The sequence below is a fragment of the Synoicihabitans lomoniglobus genome (genome assembly GCF_029023725.1).
In the GTDB taxonomy this organism is placed as follows: domain Bacteria; phylum Verrucomicrobiota; class Verrucomicrobiia; order Opitutales; family Opitutaceae; genus Actomonas; species Actomonas lomonigloba.
In genome coordinates this window covers 3,949,935-3,969,241 of record NZ_CP119075.1, presented here as the reverse complement: position 1 = coordinate 3,969,241, position 19,307 = coordinate 3,949,935, and the positions used below count along the sequence as shown (strand labels likewise).

Below are 19,307 nucleotides of genomic sequence, written 5' to 3'. Positions count from 1 at the left end.
TCAGGTGCGTTCGCCGGAGCTCGGCACGAAACGATATTTGTCGATAATCTCGGGGGTTAAGCGCACGCCGAGACCGGGGGCGGAGGGCAGGCCGACGGTGCCGTCGATGACCTTGAATTCGTCGACGAGGAGGTCGCGTTGGATGGAACTGGCCGCCTGCACGTGCTCCAGCCAATCGACCGAGTAGGATGCGGCGGCAAGGTGCCAGGAGGCGGCGAGGGAAGGACCCATCGAGGCACCGGTGTGAATGGCGGTGCTGAGATTGTGCGCCTCGGCGTGGTGCATGATGCGCACGGTTTCCTGCAGGCCGCCGACGAAACCGATGTCGGGTTGGATGACATCGACGCCGCCCTTGGTGATGAGGTCGTGAAACTGGTCGAGCCCGCAGAGGCTTTCTCCGCCGGCGAGGGGGATTTGCGCACGTGAACGCAGTTCGGCGTAGCCGTCGAGATTGGTGTAGGCCAGCGGCTCCTCGTAAAAGCGCAGTCGAAACGGCGCCAGGGTTTCGGCGATGCCCACGGCTTCACTCACGGGGATGGGATTCGGCACGCCGCCCTGATGGCCGTCGATGGCAAAGTCCATCGTGTCGCCAAACTCCGCCCGCAAGCGCGTGAAGCCCTCGTGGAGAACCTCCAGTCGACGCGAAAAAGGAAACGCCACAGCCGTCATCCGCACCTGTTCATCGAGTGCGGGAGGCAGCTCATAGTAGTTGGTCGAGAGCTTGGCGGTGCGGTAGCCGAGCGCGGCGTAGTGCTCGATCTTACGCACGAGGTTGTTGAGCGGCCACAGCGACGGTCCGCCGGAAGCGTAGACGGGTATGCGCTCACGGACGGCGCCTCCGAGGAGTTGCCAGACGGGCACATTGAAGGCCTTGCCCTTCAAATCCCAGAGCGCGAGCTCAAGGCCGCTGATGACGCTTTTACCGGCGCCGGAACGCGCCCACCAGACTGAGTCGTCGATGAGGGCGCGGGTGAGTTGGGTGATGGCCAACGGATCACGTCCGATGAGGACGGGTCGAAAATAGTCCACCATGGCGGGCACCGCGTCGGGCGCGAAGTAGCCCCAGGTGAGTTCTCCGAGCCCTTCGAACTCGGAGTCGGTTTGGATGCGAATAATCGCGGTGGAGTGCAGCGCCTGGGGGAACGACGGGTCGTCGGTCCAGCGAGCGGTCAGCAATTGCGTGGTGACGTCAGTGATTTTCATGGGAGCGAAAAGGGGAGTTCCGCGGCGTGGGCGCGGGCATACCAGTAGCCGAGCGAATAAAAGGCCAACGCGTCGCCTTGCATGATGTTGAGCATCCAGTGCAGAGGTGGCGGCATTGCGTCTTCCGGGTCGGAAAACCACTTCAGGTCCGCCTTCCCGAGCCCGCTATAAATACGTTCGAACCGTGCCTGCGTGGCCTCGGCCAAGGCCGGAACGTGTCGCGCCACGATTGCGCTGGATATGCTCTGGCGCTCCTGGGTGCCGAGCCAGCAGATCGGCAGGACTGCGTTATGTAGCATGAAGGGAGACCGCCAGAGGGCGCGCGGCTTGATGGCGGTGGGCAGCTTTTCCCAATCGCCGGTCAGGGCGTCGATTTGGATGAAATAGTAACTCGCCAGATCCTCCCGTTGACCGATCAACGAGTAGCGCCACCACGCCTCCATACCGCGCAACCAGCGGTCGCGGTCCGCGGGTTCGAGTTCGAGCAATAACTCCGCGCCGATGACCATTTGCACGTGAAAGGAACGGTCCTCGGTGCTCGTGTAGGTGGGGTGGCCGAGTCCCCATTCGGTTTCGCGCGGTGTGGGCATGTTGGCGTAGAGCGCCTTGAGGCGGTGGAATTCGTCGAGGCTCTCCGCGTCTCCCGTGAGCTCGTAGGCCATGCGGTGCATCACCATCCACAGGAACATGTGCCGTTGGGCCCGCGGGTAGGATTTTTCCATATCCCACGCCTCGCCGAAGTAGTGAATCACGTAGCCAGCTCGCCAACGTCGGGAAACCTCCCGGAAGATTTGCGCAATGCGTTGTTTCGTCTCCGCATCGGCCAGTGGCCAATAACGATAGAGCCCCAGCAAGGGAGCGAAGTGCTGCTCAGTGCTCGTGTTGTCGGTGGCCTGGCCGTAGTAGGGTTTGCAGAAGAAGCCGGTCTCCTTCGCGCGCAAGGTGGATTGACCGATGAAACCGGCCCGTTGCTGTGGTCCCTCGGTGGAGCGGTCGCGCTCCTCGGTGAGGCGGTAGTTGGTGTCGAGCGAGTGAAAAGCCCGCGCCGCGAGTTGCAGGGCGGCGGGATCCTGCGTGGCCTGATAGTGGTAGCACTGAGCCGCGAGCAACACCCCCGAAACAAACGCGCTGTTTTCGTAGCTCATCCATTGCCACGGCTCGGGGCCCGGCATGACCGAATCCGCCGGGCTGAAGTCCTCCGCCTGAAGCGGACGCTCTTCGCGCCAGTTCAAGTGGGAATACATCAAACCCTGAGGATCAAAGTAGCGCTCGCCCACAAAACGTTCGATGAGGTTCACCCGGTCGGCGACCGACGGGATGGTATCCAGATTCTCCAACGAAACGGTCTCCGCCTGCCCTGAGAGCGAAGCACAACCGAGCGCGACGAGCAACCAGCGGAAAAGCGATTTCATGGCCGAGCGATGTATTCAGAATATTAAGACCACAGGTTGAGCCGACGGCCTTCCCAGTAGGAGGCGATCATGCATTCCGGGGCCTCGCTGCTGAGAAAGTGAGTGAAGTAGTTCACCGAAGGGGGGACTTGTTGCCCGTCCGGGTCGGAGATCCACAGCAGGTGGCGCGGCTGGAGGCGCTGCAGGGTGCCGGCGGCGAAGCGGGCCGCTTCCTCGCGCTTGGCGGGGCAGTGGCGAGCGACGACCAGGGCCGTCCATTGGAAGCGGGCGAGGCAGTCGCCATAGACCCATTTGGACGCGAACGACAGCATGGGATGGCCGCCCATCCACTGGTCGCGGGGCAGGCGCGGCGTCATTTCCACCGAGCGCCAGCTGCGATCCTGGGTCGAAATGATGAACCAGTAGAGGTAGTTCCAATTCACCGGGTCGAACCCCATGGGTTGGTCGGCCCACCACAGCGCGAGCACGCGGCTGAGATCGTCGCTGGTGAAGAGGTCGGGCACGCACTCGTGAATGATCGCGGCGGAAATCGCGGTGAACTGACAATGTTGAATCTGCTCCCAATGCGCGAACTCTCCGGCGTCGACTTGGGCGCCGGCGATCTCGTCCCAGAGCTTTGGTTCGTAGGTGCCGCGGTGAAATTGCTCGACGATGTAGTCGATGCGGCGGTGGGTCTGCCAGTTGCCCGTCTCCACCACAAATTTGTAGGCGTCGCGGTATTTTCGGTCGCCGCTCAGCTTGTAGGCGACGGCCACGATCGCCGCCATGATCGCATTGTAATCGGTGGGATCGAGTCGGTTGTTCCAGCTGCCGCCGGTGCGGTTGAAAATCGTGTAGTCCACCTCCATCTGGTAGTCGGCCATCGTGATGAACATATCCCGGATTTCGGTCTGTTCGGCCGGCGAGGCGATGGGGAGGAAGTTCCACAGACCCCACAAGGTATGCAGATACTGATCGCCGGTGGTGTGGGCGGAATACTCGAAGTGAAACGGCTTGCCCATGAAACCGGGCACGCCGGCGTCGACGCCAAATTGAAAGACGGTGCGCAGGGACCGGTAGGCCACGCGCGCGGCCGCCAGGGCGGCGGGATCCTCGGTGGCTTGGAAGCGGATGCTTTGGGCTGCCAGATGACTCCCGGACGTGGTGATGGAGTTCTCGTTGTCGAAGAAATCGGTGATGGCTTTGAACTTGTGGCCGAAGTTCACGGAGAACTGGTCCTGGCCCGCGAAGTCCGACGTGCGAACCTGACGCAGCCCATCGGGCGCGACGTAGGGCATGCACACCATGATCCCGCTGGGATGACGGCGACCAGCCGACACCAGGGCCTCGATGCGACGGATTTTCTCGGCCGGCGCCATGCGCCCGAAATCGGGCAGCAGGCCGTTCAAAGCATCCGATGCACCAGCGGGCGAAGCAGATGCGGTGGTTCCCTTTTCGGCGGCGAAGCCACCGAGAGGCAGGGCGAGACCACCGGCGAAGACGGTCTTGAGAAAATTGCGACGAGGTAGGGAGGTAGAGTCCGGGTGGAGGGGCATGAGCGGAGTGAAGTCAGGGTTGCAGGTGGGATAAAATCCACGCGGCGGCTTGCTCGGGAGCGCCCGCCGGGGTGGTGTGACCCTTGGGTTCGGGCAGCACGTGAAGCTCGGCTTGCGGGTTGAGGCCGCGGTCGAGGGCGGACGCGGTAATGGCGCGCACGAACGAGATGGCGGCGGCCGTGCTGACGCGTTCATCGCGGTCTCCTATCACCACCCAAACGGGGCGGGCGTCGAAGGCGGGGCTTTGATGGATGATCGAAAGTGATTGCACGAACGGGTTGTCCTCGGTGCCGTGAAACTCGCGCAGAGCGGTGAGATCGGTGACGGGCGCAAATGCGACCACGCTGCTCACGCGCGGATCGGCGGCGGCAAACTGCAGGGCCAAAAAGCCCCCGCGGGACGTGCCGCCCGCGGTGATGCGCTCCGGATCGGCGGTGCCGTCGGCGATGAGATGATCGAGCACCTCGCGCAGTCGCTGGTTCGATGTGGTGACGAAGTTTTCATGCTGGTCTGCTCGATCACGCCAACCGTCGAGTCCGGGGCGTTCGCTGGCGCGAAGTTGCGCCCCGTGGCACGGCAGATCGACGGAAACGCAAATGAATCCTCGCTCCGCCAAGGCATTGCCCGCCTGCCGAAAGTAGGCCGTGCCCAGTGTCTCTTCGATGGTGCTCGCAAGGATGAAGAAGACGGGCGCGGGAGTGGCCGTGGTTTCGCCCCAGGTGCCGAAGCGCACGCCGGTGGTGGTTTCGTCGTATTTGATCGGTGGTGACGCCGGGTTCGGTGGGGCGGCCGGCAGCGATGACAGGCAGGCGCCGAGCATCAAGGCTCCGGTGAGGGTGGATGGAGCGAGAAAGGACATGGCGGGAAGGAAGGCCCGGCGGTGAATGACTTCACCCGGAGCTACTCGTCGGACGATGGGGTGAGGTTGAGCGCGAAAAGTTGTGGATTGGGCGCCGTGCCGCGGTCAAAGGACACCCGGAGTCGAACGGTTTGACCGGCGAGTTCCGCGAGGTCGTGGCCCGCCCAGATGACGGCGGCATCGAATTGATCGTTGTCGTCGGTGGCGGGGGCGCGACCTGCCGCGAATCCTTCGATCGGGTTGAAGCGTTCGTCGGCGACGAGGAAGGTGAGTCCACTCAGTCCGGCGGCATTGGCGGTGAGTGCGGCGGCGGCGGGCAAGGTGATGGGTGTGGTCCACAGGCTGCCCTGATCGGATTCGGCCCACAAGGCGAGGGCGCCCCAACGATCCCGCGGGAGTTTGGCGAGTGCCACGCCGCCCCAATAGTTTTGGGCAACGTTGGTGCCGTCGTTGGTGGGCGAGCCGAGTTGCTGGAAGTCCACATTGCGCCAGCGACCGTGGTAGATCCAGGTTTCGTCGCCGACGTTGAGGATGCTGTTGGTCTGGCAGAGAATGGTCGGGTAGGCTTTGCCCGCCACTGGTTTGGCGGGGGATTGTTCGCTGCGCAGGTAGGGCTGGCCTTTGACGACTTCATTGAAGTGAAGACCGTCCTGACTGAGGAGGAGACCGAGGTCGCAAGTGATGCCGCCCTCGCCCCAGTTGGGCTGGCGTTGATGCCACATGCCGTAGAGGCCGATGGCGACGTTGCCGAGGGAGGTGGCTCCGACGCCGAGATGGACTTGGGTGTAGTCGTCTCCGGAGTTGCCGTGGGTGCCCCAGCCGGCGCCGTCCAGAGGTTCGGCGGTTTTAAAGGATGGCGCGGATTGCGGCAACCAATGGGTAAAGTCGGGCGAGACCCAGGCGTAGCCTTGGCGGCCTTCCTGGCGGTCGCCCTCGCCGTGGCTGCGGATGTGGGAGTTTACCACGTAGAGGCCGTTGTGGTGGTAGAGGGACGAGAGTTCGGCGAACTGATCGCCGGAAACGACCTGCGGCAGTTGCGTCCAGGTGAGGCCATCCGGACTTACGGCGGTGCGCACCACCCAGCGCCGGGATACGCCGAGACGCTGTTGGGCCGCAGTTTCGATTTGTTTACCGAACACCATCTTGTAGCGACGAGCAGGATCCGGATCGGTGTCGTCGCGGATGACCGAGACGCCGGAGCAGGCTTCCGTCGGATCGGGTCCGAGCGCGACGAGGTTGTTGTCGCGGTTGCCCTTCCAGTCCACTTGGCCGAGGTGGGGGCGGGTCCAGATTTCACCGTCGATGCTTTCCGCGTAGCACACTGGACTCACGCCGATGGCACCCTCGGTCGACACGGTGTGCACCGCGTAATACCACATGCGAAACCGATTTTCCTCCCGGATGACGGAGCCGTAAAAATGAGTGGCGGCGTTGTCGGGAGCGTTCGGATCGACCGAGGGTTGGAGCACGGGTTCGGCTCTCACCGTGGGAGTGGTCAGATACAGCGCGAGGTTGTCGCGCAGCGGAAACGCATGGTCATCGATGGCCAGCAGGACGACGGTAGTGCTGGCCGGGGCGCCGGTATCGGGCAGTTGGAACGGTGCAGCCGCCGTCGAGAGGGCGGCCCCGAGTCCGAACAGGAGAGGTCGGACGACGGGGAGCAAATGGTGGCGGCGAGTGGGGTAGGGAGAAGAGGTCGCCATGACGGGGAAGTCAGGTCACGATTTGGTGGGATTGAACTGCAGGGCGAACAGATCGGCATCCATCATCACGAAACGTAAGCGCACGGCCTGGCCTTCGAGTTTGCTGAGGTCGCCGCCGTTGTCCCAGGTGACGACCTTTTCCAAGCTGTCGCCGACAAAAATGGGGCACTCCTCGAGGGTGAATCCCGGGATGGGGTTACCCTCGGCGGTTTGGATTTCGACGCGGATGCTACCGGCGGCCGAAGTGGCGGCGTTGAGCACGAGTTGATTGCCGGTGAAGGTCAGTGGTTTGGTGATCATTTCACCGCCGGCGTAGGGCGCGCTGACGGCGCCGAGGCCATCGAGCCGCAAGGTGTAGCGGGCGAGGTGGGCGGTGGGTTGCACGTAGTTTTGGCCGACGTAGATCGACATTTCGGCCGGACCGGTTTGCACGATACCGGTGGCGGGAATGCTGTTGCGGGAAACCCAATTTCCGCGGTCGAGACCGGGGCGCACAAAGGATTCCATGAAGGAGCGATCGTAGCGCGCACCACCCCGACTGGTCATCAGCACGGTGTCGGAGAGTTCATTGGGAATGTTGTGGGTGCCACGGACGATCCCGAGGAAGTTCTTGCCCACGCCTTGGGCGGCGAGCTCCTCATCGTTCAGAAAGCGACGACCGGGCACGAACCGCATGGGCGTGGCGATATAGAGATGGGGGGCCCGGAAGTAGGGGTGGGTGTGATTGGTGTAGAGTTGCTCCAGTGGCGTGGCACCGAAGCTCATGCGTTCCGGTTCGCTCCAATTGATCAGATCGGGGGAGGTGGTGCGGGAGATGGTGCGGAACCCGGTGGTCTTCCATTTTTGATCGGAGGCGTAGTTGGTCCAACCGCTGAAGACGCGGAAATAGAGCACGTAGCATTCTTCGCTTTCGGACCAGAAGGCGACGTTCTGTGAGTCGAAAGCACCATTGGAGAACACGGGTTCGTCGCGCCACTTGCGCCAGTGTATCCCGTCGGGGGAGACTGAAACGTAGAGACCTTGGGGCCATTGTCCGCCGATGGCTTTATAGCGTTCATCGGCAGGCACGCCGGGGCGTCGATCGATGAATGGCGCGAGGCTTTGCGTGTAAGGGTCGTCCTTCGGGGACGGGGAAAGCAGGATGTTATTCGCGGTCGAACCCTCGAACTCGACCAGGCCGAGCTCGGGTTTCACCCAGTTGATACCGTCGCGGCTTTCGGCGTAGCAAAAAAAGGAGGTGGAGCCTTCATCTTTTCCGGCGGAGTCATCGGCCGGGCCACCGCGATAATACATCCGGTAGAGGCCGTCGTCTTCGATGACGGTGGCGTAGCCGGACGCGTCACGGTCCCACGGGTCATTGAAGTCCAACGCGTGACCGGCATTGTGCGGTTTCTGCATCTCGAGGCTGACGCCATCCATCTCGTCGATGAGAAAGTGGTCGACGAACATTTCGAGTCGGGACCCCAGTTCGAGGGGTTGAGCAAGGAGTGCTGAATTGAGTAGTAGCAGGAACGCGAGGAGCTTCTTCATAGGACGTATATTTGGTGAAGAGATTAAAGGGAGAGATCGCGACGGCGGCACGCCGTCGAAAAAGGGGAGGGGGCGAGAGGGAGTTTTTCCGTTCTGTGGTTGTTACGCTTGGTGGTGGCGTGAAGGAGCCAGTGAGCGATGGATTCGGAACAAAGAACGGGGGGCGGGGAAAAGCAGACGAGGGACATGAAAAAGGGCCTCGATCGTTCAGCCAATGGAGCTGGGAAATACGATCGAGGCCCTGGAATTTTATTAAGCGCGGAGCGCGCGGTGGGCTACCAGCTGTAGCCGACGTTCAAGCGGACGGTGCGGGGTTCGCTGCCTTGGATCAAACCAGGGGCGGCGTAGCGAGCCACGTAGCGGTTGTCCGACATGTTGTTCAGGTTCAGGCTGAAGCGCCAGTCATTCCAGCTGTAGTTGACGAACGCGTCGTAGGTATTGCCGTAGTCCAGAATCAGCGTCTGGGAGGTGGAGGCGAGCTTGGTGCTTTCGAAGTAGCCACCGAGACCAATGGCGAGACCGTCGAGAGCGCCCTCGCTCCAGCTATACTTGAGCAACAGGCTCGATACATCGTCCGGAGCAAACGGCACGCGGAGGCCGTCGGCATTGCGGGTCTCGGCATTGTAGTGGGTGGCGATCAGATCGACTTGACCGGGGCCGACTTCGGCGCGGTAGCCCAATTCGAATTCAAAGCCCTTGGAGGTGTCACCCGTCGTGGTGGTGATGATGCTGAATCCGGTTTGCGGATCGATGTCCGGCAGGATCACGCGGACATTGGTTTTCGCCATGTCGAAGTAGGCGACCGAGGAGAAGAGCTGGCCGCCCAGCAACTTGATGTCGAAGGCCTTGATGCCGATTTCATCCATCTCGCCGACGGAGTCGGGCAGGAGCTCGCCGCGTTGGTTCAGACCATTGGAAGACGCAACCGTTTCGGAGTGAACCAAGTAGACGGACGTGTTTTTGGTGGGTTGATAGACCGCGCCATAGCGGGGAGCGCTTTGGGTGGGGGTCTCTTCGCGGGTGATATCACCGTTGATACGATTCTTGCGGCTGGTGATGACATCGACCCAGCGAATGCCACCGACTAAAGTCAACTTGTCCTCAAAGAAGGAAAGGTAGTCGCTGACGTAGTAGGACGTGACGTCGGAGTAGTTGGCGTTGTCCGAGGTGAAAGCCGGGATGGCGTCGCCCATGGGCAGATTGTCGTCGCTGGAGAAGTCAGGATTGCGCGTGTCGATCGGATCGACGGGCAGAACGACCAGACCTTGGCGGCTGAACGAGTGCGTGTAGTCGACACCCACGGTGATGTCGTGGGTCATACCGGCGAAGTTGAGCAAGTAGTTCAAATCGGCCTGGACGGTGGACGTATCGCCGTCGATGGCGAAAGGGATGTCCTGACGATTGAGGGTGTAACCATCGGCGTCCAACGAGATGCCACGAATGATGCGGCGGCGATCCTTCAGGCCCTGATAACGGTAGAGCACCTTGAAGGAGAGATCGTCGTTCAACTGCGTGGCCATCGACGCTTTGAAGTAGTCGTCGGTGCTATCGTAGTAGACGTCCTTCCCGCGAGCGGTGGAGAAGCTTTCGGTGGAGTTGTCGTTGAACTCCAAGATACCGGCGGCAGGCGTCTGGCTGGTGAGGAAATCGTTGAAGTAGATGTAGCTGTCGGTCTCGTAGTGGTAGCCGTAGAGGGACACGGTCGAGTTGCCGAAATCGAAATCAACGCCGCTGCCGAAGAAGATGTTGTTATCGCGTTCCATCTCCTTCCAACGGTCGTCGTTCTGCGCGCCGGCGGTGACGCGGTAGCGGACGTTCTTATCATCCGTCAGTGCGTCGGACACGTTGACCGTGCCGCGGACGAAGCTGTTGCCGCCGATGCTCACGTCGACCTCACGCACGGGCGTGGCCGAAGGGGCTTTGGCGATCATGTTGACCGCGCCGCCGAGAATCGTGCCGGAGCCGAAGCTCAGCGCCACGGGACCCTTGAGCACTTCGATGCGCTCGATGTCGTAGAGTTGGTTGTTGAAGAAACCGGACTGGGAGACGCCATCACGGAAGCGATTGCTCTCGCGGTAGCCGCGAATCGAAAAGTCGTCCTGGATGATATCCAGCGAAGTGACTCCGGCCGTGCCGTAGTTGAGCGCATCGGCGAGACGATCGATCTTCAGATCCTTGATCATCGCTTCGTTGATGATGCTCACGGTGCCGGGAAGTTCGACGAGTGGCTTCGAGGTGCGAGTGCCAGCGGTGGTCTCGGCGGAGAAGTAACCGACGTCACGTTCGGTGCTGACCTCGAAGGTCGACATGACGATCGCATCTGACTCCGAGGATTTTTTGGTCGCGGGTTCGGATTGCGCGGACAATCCAAGGGAGGCTGCCGTCATGGCTGCACACGTGAGTAGTCGCCGCCCCGGTCGGGCGAGAGGCATATGGTTTTTCATAGTATGAGTTCGTTCCTGCGCCGATATTCGGCGGTTCGTCAGTGGACAGGTGTATACATCTGGCCACTGACGGAGACTGGTCAATGGAATTTGACGGTCGGTGAAACATTTTTGAACCAATCTCTGGAGCGATTGGGGAATGGGCACTGTCTGTGCTGCATTTCTGCCAACGTAGCGGTGCTGCGATTAAGGCGACATTGGCGAACATTCCATTGAGTCTGACCGCAGCGCTGAAGATCGAGTTTCCCGGCCGGATGCAGAGATCCGCAACCCGAAGTGTCGGAAGACGGTTTTGTGGAGTCGGGGAGGCGGTAGGTGCCGTAGTTCGGCCGAACCGGAGCAGCCTGCGGACCCTCGATCTACGGAGAATACACCAACTCTTCGTCGGTTAATTCGTGGGTAATGAGCCCGCTTTCGGCTCCCACCATCGCCGACAAACGGTTGTCGATGATATCCTGTATATGATGCTCCATGGCTTGTTTGGCCCCGGCAGCATCACCGGCTTCGATCGCGGTGAGGATTTGATTATGACTCTCCAGCACTTCCTGGCGATGCACGTCGCGAAGTGCTTTGGTCTGGGTGGCGCGGTCGGTGCCGTTTTGCCCCGATACCACTCGATTGATAAGGTGCAGGCGAAGGATTTCCTTTTTGATGAGGTCGTTCCGGGCCGCGGTCATAATGGCGATATGGAATCGAACATCTTCCCGCACCAGTTCTGAGATGAGGGGCTCCTCGGACTTCTTTTTGAGGATGGCACCAGTGAGCCGTTTCATCTCGGAGTTGGCGTGACGCATCTCCGCCAGGTCGCGCTCATTGCGATATTGCGCGGCGAGTCCGGCGGCATGGCTCTCAAGCGCGAGGCGCAAATCGCACATCTCCTTGAATTCCTTCAAGTCCATGATTTTGACGCTGGCGCCGGCGTGGGCGCGGATCGTCACCAAACCGTCTGCCTCCAGCTTTCGCAGGGCGTCGCGCACGGGGGTGCGGCTCACACCAGTGGCGGTGGACAACCCTTCGGTAATCAACGCGTGTCCGGGGGGGTATTCTCCGCTTAAGATTCGGCGGCGCACGTAGTCGTAGGCTACATCGGTATTGACGCTTTTCATTTCATTCTTCGCATACGCTCGAATACAGGAATTTCAACGCACAAGTGAATTCGTCTTGATGGAGCGCGCTGAGATCTTCCGTAGCGAGGTGTGATTAATCGGGTTGATTGAGAGCGGATGGGATTCCCGGTGGAACCAATAGAACCCGCCACTTGAGCAAAAATGAGCAGTGAAAAACGCAGCTTCGTCCGCTGAGTCCGGCACCGCGTAGGAAGAGGCATGTCTGGTCAATGCAACGTGATCGCACGTTCGCGGGCGCGAAAAAAAGCGCAGCTGGCCGAGGCGGTTAAAGCGCGGCCCAGCTGATTTGAACCTCCGTGCGATGCGCGTTATTTTGCGGTGTAGCCTCCGTCGATGGCGATGTTAGTGCCAGTGACGTAGGTGGAGGCATCGCTGAGCAGGAACACGACGCTGCCGCCAATTTCGCGAGCCTGGGCCAGGCGGCCCAGCATCGTCATCTTACCGTAGCGAGTCACAAAAGCTTCGGCCTGCGGTTGGTCGGGATTATAGATTCCACCGGGAGAGACGACGTTGACGCGCACATTGTGGGAGCCGTAGTGGGATGCCAGATACCGCGTGAGGTTGATCATGCCGCCCTTGTGAAAGAAATAGTCGGGCGGGATCTGCATCGGAGTCTCTTCGTAGAGCCACGGATTCATGCCGATCGAGCCCATTTGCGAAGCAATGTTCACGATGCTGCCGGATTTTTGTCCGACCATGGCGTCGCCAAACGCACGCACGGTGGCGAAGAAGCCGGTGGCGTTGACGTCCATGGAGGCCTGCCAAGCGGCGAGGTTGTCGTCGTAGGATTTCATCGGCCGACTGACGGCGTTGAATACGATGCCGTCGATGCGGCCGTGGGTAGCGAGGATGCGATCACGGAGAGCTTGGAGTGACGCCTCGGAGCCAATGTCGACTTCGTCGACATGCACGGTGCGGCCCGCCTCGTGTTCCTTGGTCGCCAGGCTGGCGAGTGAATCGCGATTGCGGGAGGCCACGATCAGCGTGGCCCCGGCTCCGGCAAGAGCGGTGACGAGTGATCGGCCGAGCACCCCGGTGCCCCCGAATTGCACGACGACTTTGCCGCCCAGGGAAAATGAGGGCACGTCAGACATAGGGAGACTGAGCGGCCGGTTTGAGTGTGGTCGGCAGCTTGCTGATGGTGTCCTGCACGGTGTGCAGGCGTTGTTGGATATAGGATGACATGGCGACAACGTCTGCCCCAATGTTGATCACCCGATAGCCTTCTGCGACCAAATCCTCGAGCGGAGCGAATACCCCGGCGGTCATGGCAAATTTGCCGTTGGCCCGACAAGCCGCCCCCACGCGTTGACGCGCGGCGACGACTTCCGGCGCATTGAGTTGGCCGACTTTTCCGATCAAATGACTGAAGTCTCCCGGGCCGAACAGGATCCCGTTGAAACCGGGCACGGCGGCAATTTCTTCGACGTGTTCGAGGGCTTCGGGGGACTCGATTTGGAAGATGACCAGGCGCTCGGTGTTGGCGTGTTCGAGATAGTCTTCGACCGGGGTGAGGCAAAATTTCCCGTCGATGTTTCCTCCGTCCAAAGCCCGTCTGCCGATGGGGCGGAACCGGGTCCATTGCACGATTTCTCGCGCTTCGTCGGCGTTGGCAACGTGGGGCACAATGATGCCGGTGGCGTCCGATTCGAACGGCCGAATGTAGTCGCTGTAGCTCCCGCGGGAGACGCGCACCAGGGAGTCGATGTTATGCACGCGTGCAGCGCGAATTTGATTCTCCAGCGCGATCCAGTCGTTGGCCACGTGTTCCTGGCAGAGCCACACGGCATCGACGTCGCAGAGTCCGGCGATTTCGATGACGCGCGGATCGGCGAGATTGATTTTGAGGGACGTCGGCAGTTGGCCGTCGGCGAGACGTTTCAGCACGCGGCTGGGTCGGAGTTTCATGTTGGAAGAGGAGTGGTCTGGACCGAATTGAAAATAGGGGGCGAATCAGGTGAGCGTGAGTTCGGAGAGCCGCACCTCACGGCCGCCTTCGTCGCGGCTGAGCTTTCCGGCGATGACGAGTTTGATCAGCTCGACGGTTTCGGCGAAAGGGAAGGGCCGTTCACCGGTGCGCAGGAAGTCGATGAAGGCGGCGAGTTGCGCTTTGAACGCGTGCAGGGTGTCGCCAAAAGCGGCTTCGGCGTGGCCGGTGGTGCCGCCGAGTTGCAGGCAGCCGAAGGCACCGTAGAGATCGGCGGTGGCAACCGCGACAATGTCGATCCTGTCGCGATGGGTGAGATGCACGATGTTGCGTTCGGGTGTGCCGGTGTTGCGCACGGTTTCAAAGCCCGGACCGACGATTGGATAGATCCCTTCGAGGGCGTGGATGCCGTAGGTCTCCCAACGTTTTGCGGTGGTGATACTGACAAAGCGCAGCGCGCCGAGGGTTTGGGTGGACTGCCGGTAGGGCAGGAACTCACGGGCGTAGCGCATGCAGCTCGACGACATGATGGCGTGCCCGGCTTCGACCCAGTTGTGGAACGTTTGCAGATCCGGCAGGTTATCGGCGAGGGGCTTATCGACAAAGACGGGCAGACCGGCTTCGACGAAGGGGCGCGCGCGTTCCACGTGGTCGCCGCCGATGTCGGTGGCAATGATCACGGCATCGACATGGCCGATCACATCGGTGGGTTTTTCAACCACGTGGGGGATGTGCGCGCAGCGGGCCACATGCTCGGCGGAAAAGTCGCCGGCCCCGGTGCAGCAGATATGGGTGACCCGAGCCCCGGGAATGGTGAGGGTCGCGCTCGGCTCTTGGTTCAAGTAGGCGGGGATGCCCGGGTAGGGGCATTCAGCCGTCATGAGATCGCGATCATAGCCGTTGAAAATGGCGCTCCAGGAATACGGGTGGCCGTTGCCCGGTGAGCACCCGAGGATGGCGAGTCGGATTTGATCGGGTTGCTTGACGGGAACCATGCAGCGGAGACGGGGCGAGGGCAAAGAGGAGCGTGGCGGATGGCTACTCGACATTGAGTGAGAGCTTACCCGTTTTGTATTCATTTTCCCATACACTGATGGTGGCGGCGACATAGTCGTCGGTCGATTTGGGTTCGCCGACATGCTTCAACATTTCGGGCAACCAGCGTTTGCCGAAGCGCACGTGTTGGGTTTCGTCGGCGATGTCGTAGCGCACGAACTGTTCGCTCAAGGCGTCGCCGGTTTTCTTATGTTCTTCGACGCGACGGTGCCGGTAGGGAAAGGCGTGCACCTCGTTACCCATGGTGAGCAGGCAATATTGCATGACGGGTGGGAACTGCGTGCGCCAGGTGAAGATGTGCAGGTATTGCGGCGAGTTAAAGGGATCGAATCCCCGTTGGCGCATCCACTCGAAACCCATCAGACAATGTCGCACTTCGTCGTAGAGATGCCGGGCGGAATCGAATTGAAACCCCCATGGCATCCGGGGGAAGGAATGCATCACGACGGCGACCGTTTCAGCTGCCAGCATCTCGGTGGAGTAGCGCTCGAACTCCTCCACGGTGTGTCGGTCGTAATCGGCTTCGTCGGGCATCAATTCCTCGTCGGCGCCGGGCCGGGTGAATCGTTCGTCGCGGCGGGCCTCGCGAGGCGTTTCAAACGCATGGCGGCAAGCCGGGGCGCTTGTTGGCGTCACGGCGCGCGAGCCGTTGCCGCTCACGCCCCCCGCGGCGTCGAGCAGGACTTGCACGTAGTCGCGCCAGGTTTCCGCATCGGCTTTGATGCGGCCCTCGGCTCGCGCCGTTTCGATCACGAGGTGCAGCCGCTTTTGTTGGTCTCGGAGATCGAGTAGAATGTGGTGGGCCGCGTAGACGCTCGGCTGGTCGCTGTTGGGGAACGTGGCGTTTTCGTGATGCTCCAGGGCGCGAATGAGATCCGGGACGATCACGTCCTGCCACGCCAAGGCGATGCCGAACTCGTCGGGGGCGTGGGGCAGTTCCGCCATGAGGTGAACGAGCGCTTCATCGGGCGGGGGTTGGAACGCGGGGGATTGGATTTCGCGCAACCGCAGGTAGAGCGCGTTGACGTGTTGGGCACACTCCCAGATGGCGCGTCCGAGTTCACACTTAAGTTCGAAGGTGGCGGATTGAGGTAGCCAACCCGCGAGGGTGTGCATCGTTCCGTGGAGCACGAAGCGATAGCGATTCAGCAGGGTCCGATTGGCATCAATGTCGATGGTGGCAGACATAAAACAGGATAGGGGCAGAGAGTTGAAAGAGGCAGGAATGGATGGAGCGAGTCGAGGAGCGGGATCAGCGAACTTCGGCGCAAGTCACTCGTTGGTCGGTTTCGGCCGAGGCCAGAGCGGCGAGATTAAAGCGCAGGGTTTCGGCAGCGGCTTCGAGTGAGCACAGGCGCGACGGTTGACCTTCAATCTGATCGAGAAACGCATTGGCTTGCGCGGTGAAATGGCCATCGCGCTCGGCGCTGTCGTCGGCGTGCCACGTCCAGTCGGAGTCACCGAGGCGAAACGTGCCCCAACGTTGGCGGTGGTATTCAACCTTCACGCTTCCGGTGGCGGTATTGAACTGAGCCGCCGTTTCGTTGGGGGCCTGGAATTGGTTGAGCGTGTAGTTGACGAGGGTGTCGCCGTGGCGGGCGGAAAGATTCACCGTGTCTTCGACCGTAACGTCGGGGAGCGCCTGATGCGCGCAATCGCAGAAGACGCTGTCGGTGGGACCGAGCACGCTTTCAATCCAGTTGGCCATGTGCGTGAGCGCGTCCTGGATCGCGCCGCCGCCGGTCTTGCGATCCCGGTAGTAGGTCTGGGCGTAGGGCGCGGCATGAGCCGGTCGACCGGAAGGGAAATGCTGACCGCAGGTGAGGGTCACGTGCTTGATCGGACCGAGTTCTCCACTGCGCAGAAAATCGCGCGCTTTCACTAGAAACGGGAACACGTGCTGCACATAGGCGACGGAGACCATGCGATCCGATTCGGCGTGGGCAGTGAGCAAGTCATCCACGTTCTCCAACGATGCCGCCAAGGGTTTCTCGATCAGCACATGTTTTCCAGCGCGTAGGGCTGCGAGCGCCATGGGAACGTGCAGATGGGCGGGCGTGCAAATTACGACAGCGTCGACGTTGCCAGCCAGCGCGGCGGTAAAGTCGGTCGTGGTCGCCGCCGCGTAGAGATCGCTCATCTTTTCCAACAGGGCGGGGTGGGCATCGCAGGCTGTTACCCGAGCGCGACCTGATGCTTGGAAACAACGTAAGTGGCGCTCTCCGATGCTACCGCAACCGACAATAAGAACCGAATGCATAGTCGTTTAAAGAATCTGACGTGAATGGGAAAAAGGCACTCGTTTTCGAGTTCCAGTGACGGACAAGAAACGAAAACGGTGAGTGTGTTTCAATGTATGCAATTGTATTCTTGGTCAAATGAAAATCATTTCCATGTCGGCGTCGGGTGTTGCTGACGGCTACTCGGCGATGGCAGCGCCGATCGATTTATCGGGTCAGCGGAAGTGACGAATGTTCCCGCGTGCGGGGTTCGAGGGACGGGCGAAGCGGGAGATCGGCTGCGGCGGCGATCGATGGTGGATTTCGGGAAACGTGATGCTCCGGAATTACAGATTGTCGCCGAACCAGCGCTGACTTCGCCAACCGGTTCGCCCGGTGATGGGATGACGATTACCGCTGCGTAATGTGCAGAATCGTCCACGCGGCTGCGACCCGCACATCGGCGTCGGCATGCTGCAAGAGCGGGATGACTGGAGCCAGATCCTGCGGGGTGTAGCTGGGCATGAGTCCCTGCAACGCATGATACGTCGCGGCGGGATCGGCCCCCACTACCATCGCTTCGAGTTGGGTGCGCCACCGGAGCGCGTTGGGGGCGGCGGGATCCTGAAGATAAGCCGAAGCGAGCACGATGGCCGCAATCTGGTCGGAGGCGGTGGTGCGGTTTGCGAGGTCGACGAGTGTGGTGGCCGCCGGCTCGGGCGCGCCCAACCAACGGGTGATGTAAGCCGCGCGGAGCCGCGTGATCTCATCGGCCGAATTCATCCAGGCGGCGAGTAATTGACCAGGGTTGTCCGGTGGTGCGACCTGCCAGAGCGCCCAGCGAATAAAGACCTGTTCACGTTCCGGGGCGACCAGGGCCCAGCGCTTTAGGATCGGCACCCATTCGGCAGGAGGCTCCACGCCCAGTTTTGCCACGCTTTCGATGGCGTGCACGCGGTCGGGCAAATCCGGGGTGCCGGCGATGGTCAAAATCTTGTTCTGCCACATCGTGCGTTCCGCGGCGGAGGGCGCGGAGCGAGCGAGGGCCCGCCATACGACAACGCGGTGAATGGGCGTGTGGTCGACCTGCGCCGGAGCTCGACTGAGCCAAGCGTAAACTTCGTCCGATCGGCCATGGGCGATCAGCACTTCGGCGGCGTGGATCTGTTTGGTCGAGGTCTCCGATTCCAGCACTTCGGTCAGCGTTGCGAAGGCCGCCTGCGTCAGGTCAGCAGCGGTGTCAGCGATAGGGGGGGAAGACGGCGCATGCTGACAGGCGGTGGTGAACAGGGCGAGGCAAGTCAGGAAGCAGAGGTAACGCATGGGAGCAATGAAGGTCGTAGGGTTGTTGGCCGGCGGTATGGGTTCAGGACCACGCTTCGGCCGCGAGACCGCGAAACTTTTCAAAGTCTGCGTTGGTGGCGGTGGCGTAAGGCGGGAGCAGACGGAGCGGAAATGTCGGATCGTTGATCCGGTAGAGCATCTTGTCGAATGCGCCATCGATGTGGAAGCGACCTCCGCTCAGTTCGATCAAAGATTGGAGCAATTGTCGCAGGCAAAGAATGTCGGCCGCTCGCTGAGCATTGTCGCCGTTTACGAAGGCATGTGCGCGTGCGTAATTGACCGAGGAAAGCGCCAGCAGGAGGCCCACCTCATGAGTGCGTCGAGCGATCTCGTAACCGAACTCAGTGAAATAGAAACGCAGCCGCGGCGAAACGGTCAGCAAATCGGCGACCACGGCTTCGTCGTCGGTGCTGGCCTTAACCGCCACGAGGTTGGGGTGCGCCGCCGCCAGCCGCAAATAGTCGCGACCGGTGAGAATACGTTTGGTCCGGGCGAGATTGTAGTGGTGAAACCGGCAGTCGGGAAACGCGCCGCACGTGTGCGCGAAAAACGTATCGAGCTCGGTGTCGTTCAGCGCTCCCCAGCCCGGCAGGGAGATTTGAAATTCACGAAAACCGATGGCGTGGCCGACTTGGATGCGCGCGATGATGGCGGGGAGGGAAAGTGATATGATCCCGAGGATGGGGGTGACGTCGCACTCTTGGGCGACCGCATGAAACACGCGGGCAATGGTGGCGAATTGTTGATCGGTGACGGCGTAGCCTTCCCCGGCGGTGCCGAAGATGTAGATCGTGCGCGTGATTTCCTCCGCGATGGCGTGGACCTCGCGGCGGAAGGTTGCTTCATCAAAAGTGAAATCGGCGGTCCAGGGAATCACCGCCGTGGCGAGAATGGAGGGAGGAGGAGGTGGGTTCATCGAAAGGCGGAAACAGAGTGGATCGATTGTTG

General features: G+C 61.2%; 15 protein-coding genes. All 15 read right to left on the bottom strand.

Features of this window, described 5'->3' with window-relative positions; genetic code table 11:
- Entirely contained in the window at positions 1 to 1,203 is a 1,203-nt protein-coding gene (locus PXH66_RS15300) for a mandelate racemase/muconate lactonizing enzyme family protein (RefSeq protein ID WP_330929911.1), read from the bottom strand.
- A complete protein-coding gene (locus PXH66_RS15295) occupies positions 1,200 to 2,615 on the bottom strand; it encodes a hypothetical protein (protein ID WP_330929910.1) in 1,416 nt (471 codons plus the stop codon). The genes PXH66_RS15300 and PXH66_RS15295 overlap by 4 nt, the downstream gene beginning before the upstream one ends.
- A 23-nt stretch (positions 2,616 to 2,638) precedes the next feature.
- Positions 2,639 to 4,150: a hypothetical protein gene (locus PXH66_RS15290; RefSeq protein WP_330929909.1), complete on the bottom strand. Its 1,512-nt coding sequence runs from the start codon at positions 4,148 to 4,150 to the stop codon at positions 2,639 to 2,641.
- A gap of 13 nt (positions 4,151 to 4,163) precedes the next feature.
- Positions 4,164 to 5,009, bottom strand: coding sequence for an alpha/beta hydrolase family protein (locus PXH66_RS15285; RefSeq protein WP_330929908.1), 846 nt, complete (start codon positions 5,007 to 5,009; stop codon positions 4,164 to 4,166).
- 41 nt (positions 5,010 to 5,050) lie between these two features.
- Positions 5,051 to 6,712, bottom strand: coding sequence for a glycoside hydrolase family protein (locus PXH66_RS15280; RefSeq protein WP_330929907.1), 1,662 nt, complete (start codon positions 6,710 to 6,712; stop codon positions 5,051 to 5,053).
- A 15-nt stretch (positions 6,713 to 6,727) separates the two neighbouring features.
- Positions 6,728 to 8,242, bottom strand: coding sequence for a glycoside hydrolase family protein (locus PXH66_RS15275; RefSeq protein ID WP_330929906.1), 1,515 nt, complete (start codon positions 8,240 to 8,242; stop codon positions 6,728 to 6,730).
- Positions 8,243 to 8,517: 275 nt separating this feature from the next.
- Positions 8,518 to 10,674 (bottom strand): TonB-dependent siderophore receptor, encoded by a 2,157-nt coding sequence (locus PXH66_RS15270; protein WP_330929905.1) that lies wholly within the window; start codon positions 10,672 to 10,674, stop codon positions 8,518 to 8,520.
- Positions 10,675 to 11,045: 371 nt separating this feature from the next.
- Positions 11,046 to 11,792 carry a GntR family transcriptional regulator gene (locus tag PXH66_RS15265; protein WP_330929904.1) on the bottom strand — a complete coding sequence of 249 codons (747 nt, stop codon included), beginning with the start codon at positions 11,790 to 11,792 and terminating at the stop codon, positions 11,046 to 11,048.
- Between the two features lie 329 nt (positions 11,793 to 12,121).
- Positions 12,122 to 12,907, bottom strand: coding sequence for an SDR family oxidoreductase (locus tag PXH66_RS15260; protein WP_330929903.1), 786 nt, complete (start codon positions 12,905 to 12,907; stop codon positions 12,122 to 12,124).
- On the bottom strand, positions 12,900 to 13,721 hold the full coding sequence (locus tag PXH66_RS15255; protein WP_330929902.1) for an HpcH/HpaI aldolase family protein: 822 nt from the start codon (positions 13,719 to 13,721) through the stop codon (positions 12,900 to 12,902). Before PXH66_RS15255 ends, PXH66_RS15260 begins: the two co-directional genes overlap by 8 nt.
- Before the next feature lie 45 nt (positions 13,722 to 13,766).
- Positions 13,767 to 14,735: a Gfo/Idh/MocA family oxidoreductase gene (locus tag PXH66_RS15250; RefSeq protein WP_330929901.1), complete on the bottom strand. Its 969-nt coding sequence runs from the start codon at positions 14,733 to 14,735 to the stop codon at positions 13,767 to 13,769.
- 43 nt (positions 14,736 to 14,778) lie between these two features.
- A complete protein-coding gene (locus PXH66_RS15245) occupies positions 14,779 to 15,984 on the bottom strand; it encodes a hypothetical protein (RefSeq protein ID WP_330929900.1) in 1,206 nt (401 codons plus the stop codon).
- 64 nt (positions 15,985 to 16,048) lie between these two features.
- Positions 16,049 to 17,056 carry a Gfo/Idh/MocA family protein gene (locus PXH66_RS15240; protein WP_330929899.1) on the bottom strand — a complete coding sequence of 336 codons (1,008 nt, stop codon included), beginning with the start codon at positions 17,054 to 17,056 and terminating at the stop codon, positions 16,049 to 16,051.
- A gap of 370 nt (positions 17,057 to 17,426) precedes the next feature.
- Positions 17,427 to 18,338, bottom strand: a complete 912-nt coding sequence (locus tag PXH66_RS15235; RefSeq protein ID WP_330929898.1) for a hypothetical protein — start codon at positions 18,336 to 18,338, stop codon at positions 17,427 to 17,429.
- A 43-nt stretch (positions 18,339 to 18,381) separates the two neighbouring features.
- Positions 18,382 to 19,275 carry a dihydrodipicolinate synthase family protein gene (locus PXH66_RS15230; RefSeq protein WP_330929897.1) on the bottom strand — a complete coding sequence of 298 codons (894 nt, stop codon included), beginning with the start codon at positions 19,273 to 19,275 and terminating at the stop codon, positions 18,382 to 18,384.
- Positions 19,276 to 19,307 lie beyond the last annotated feature (32 nt).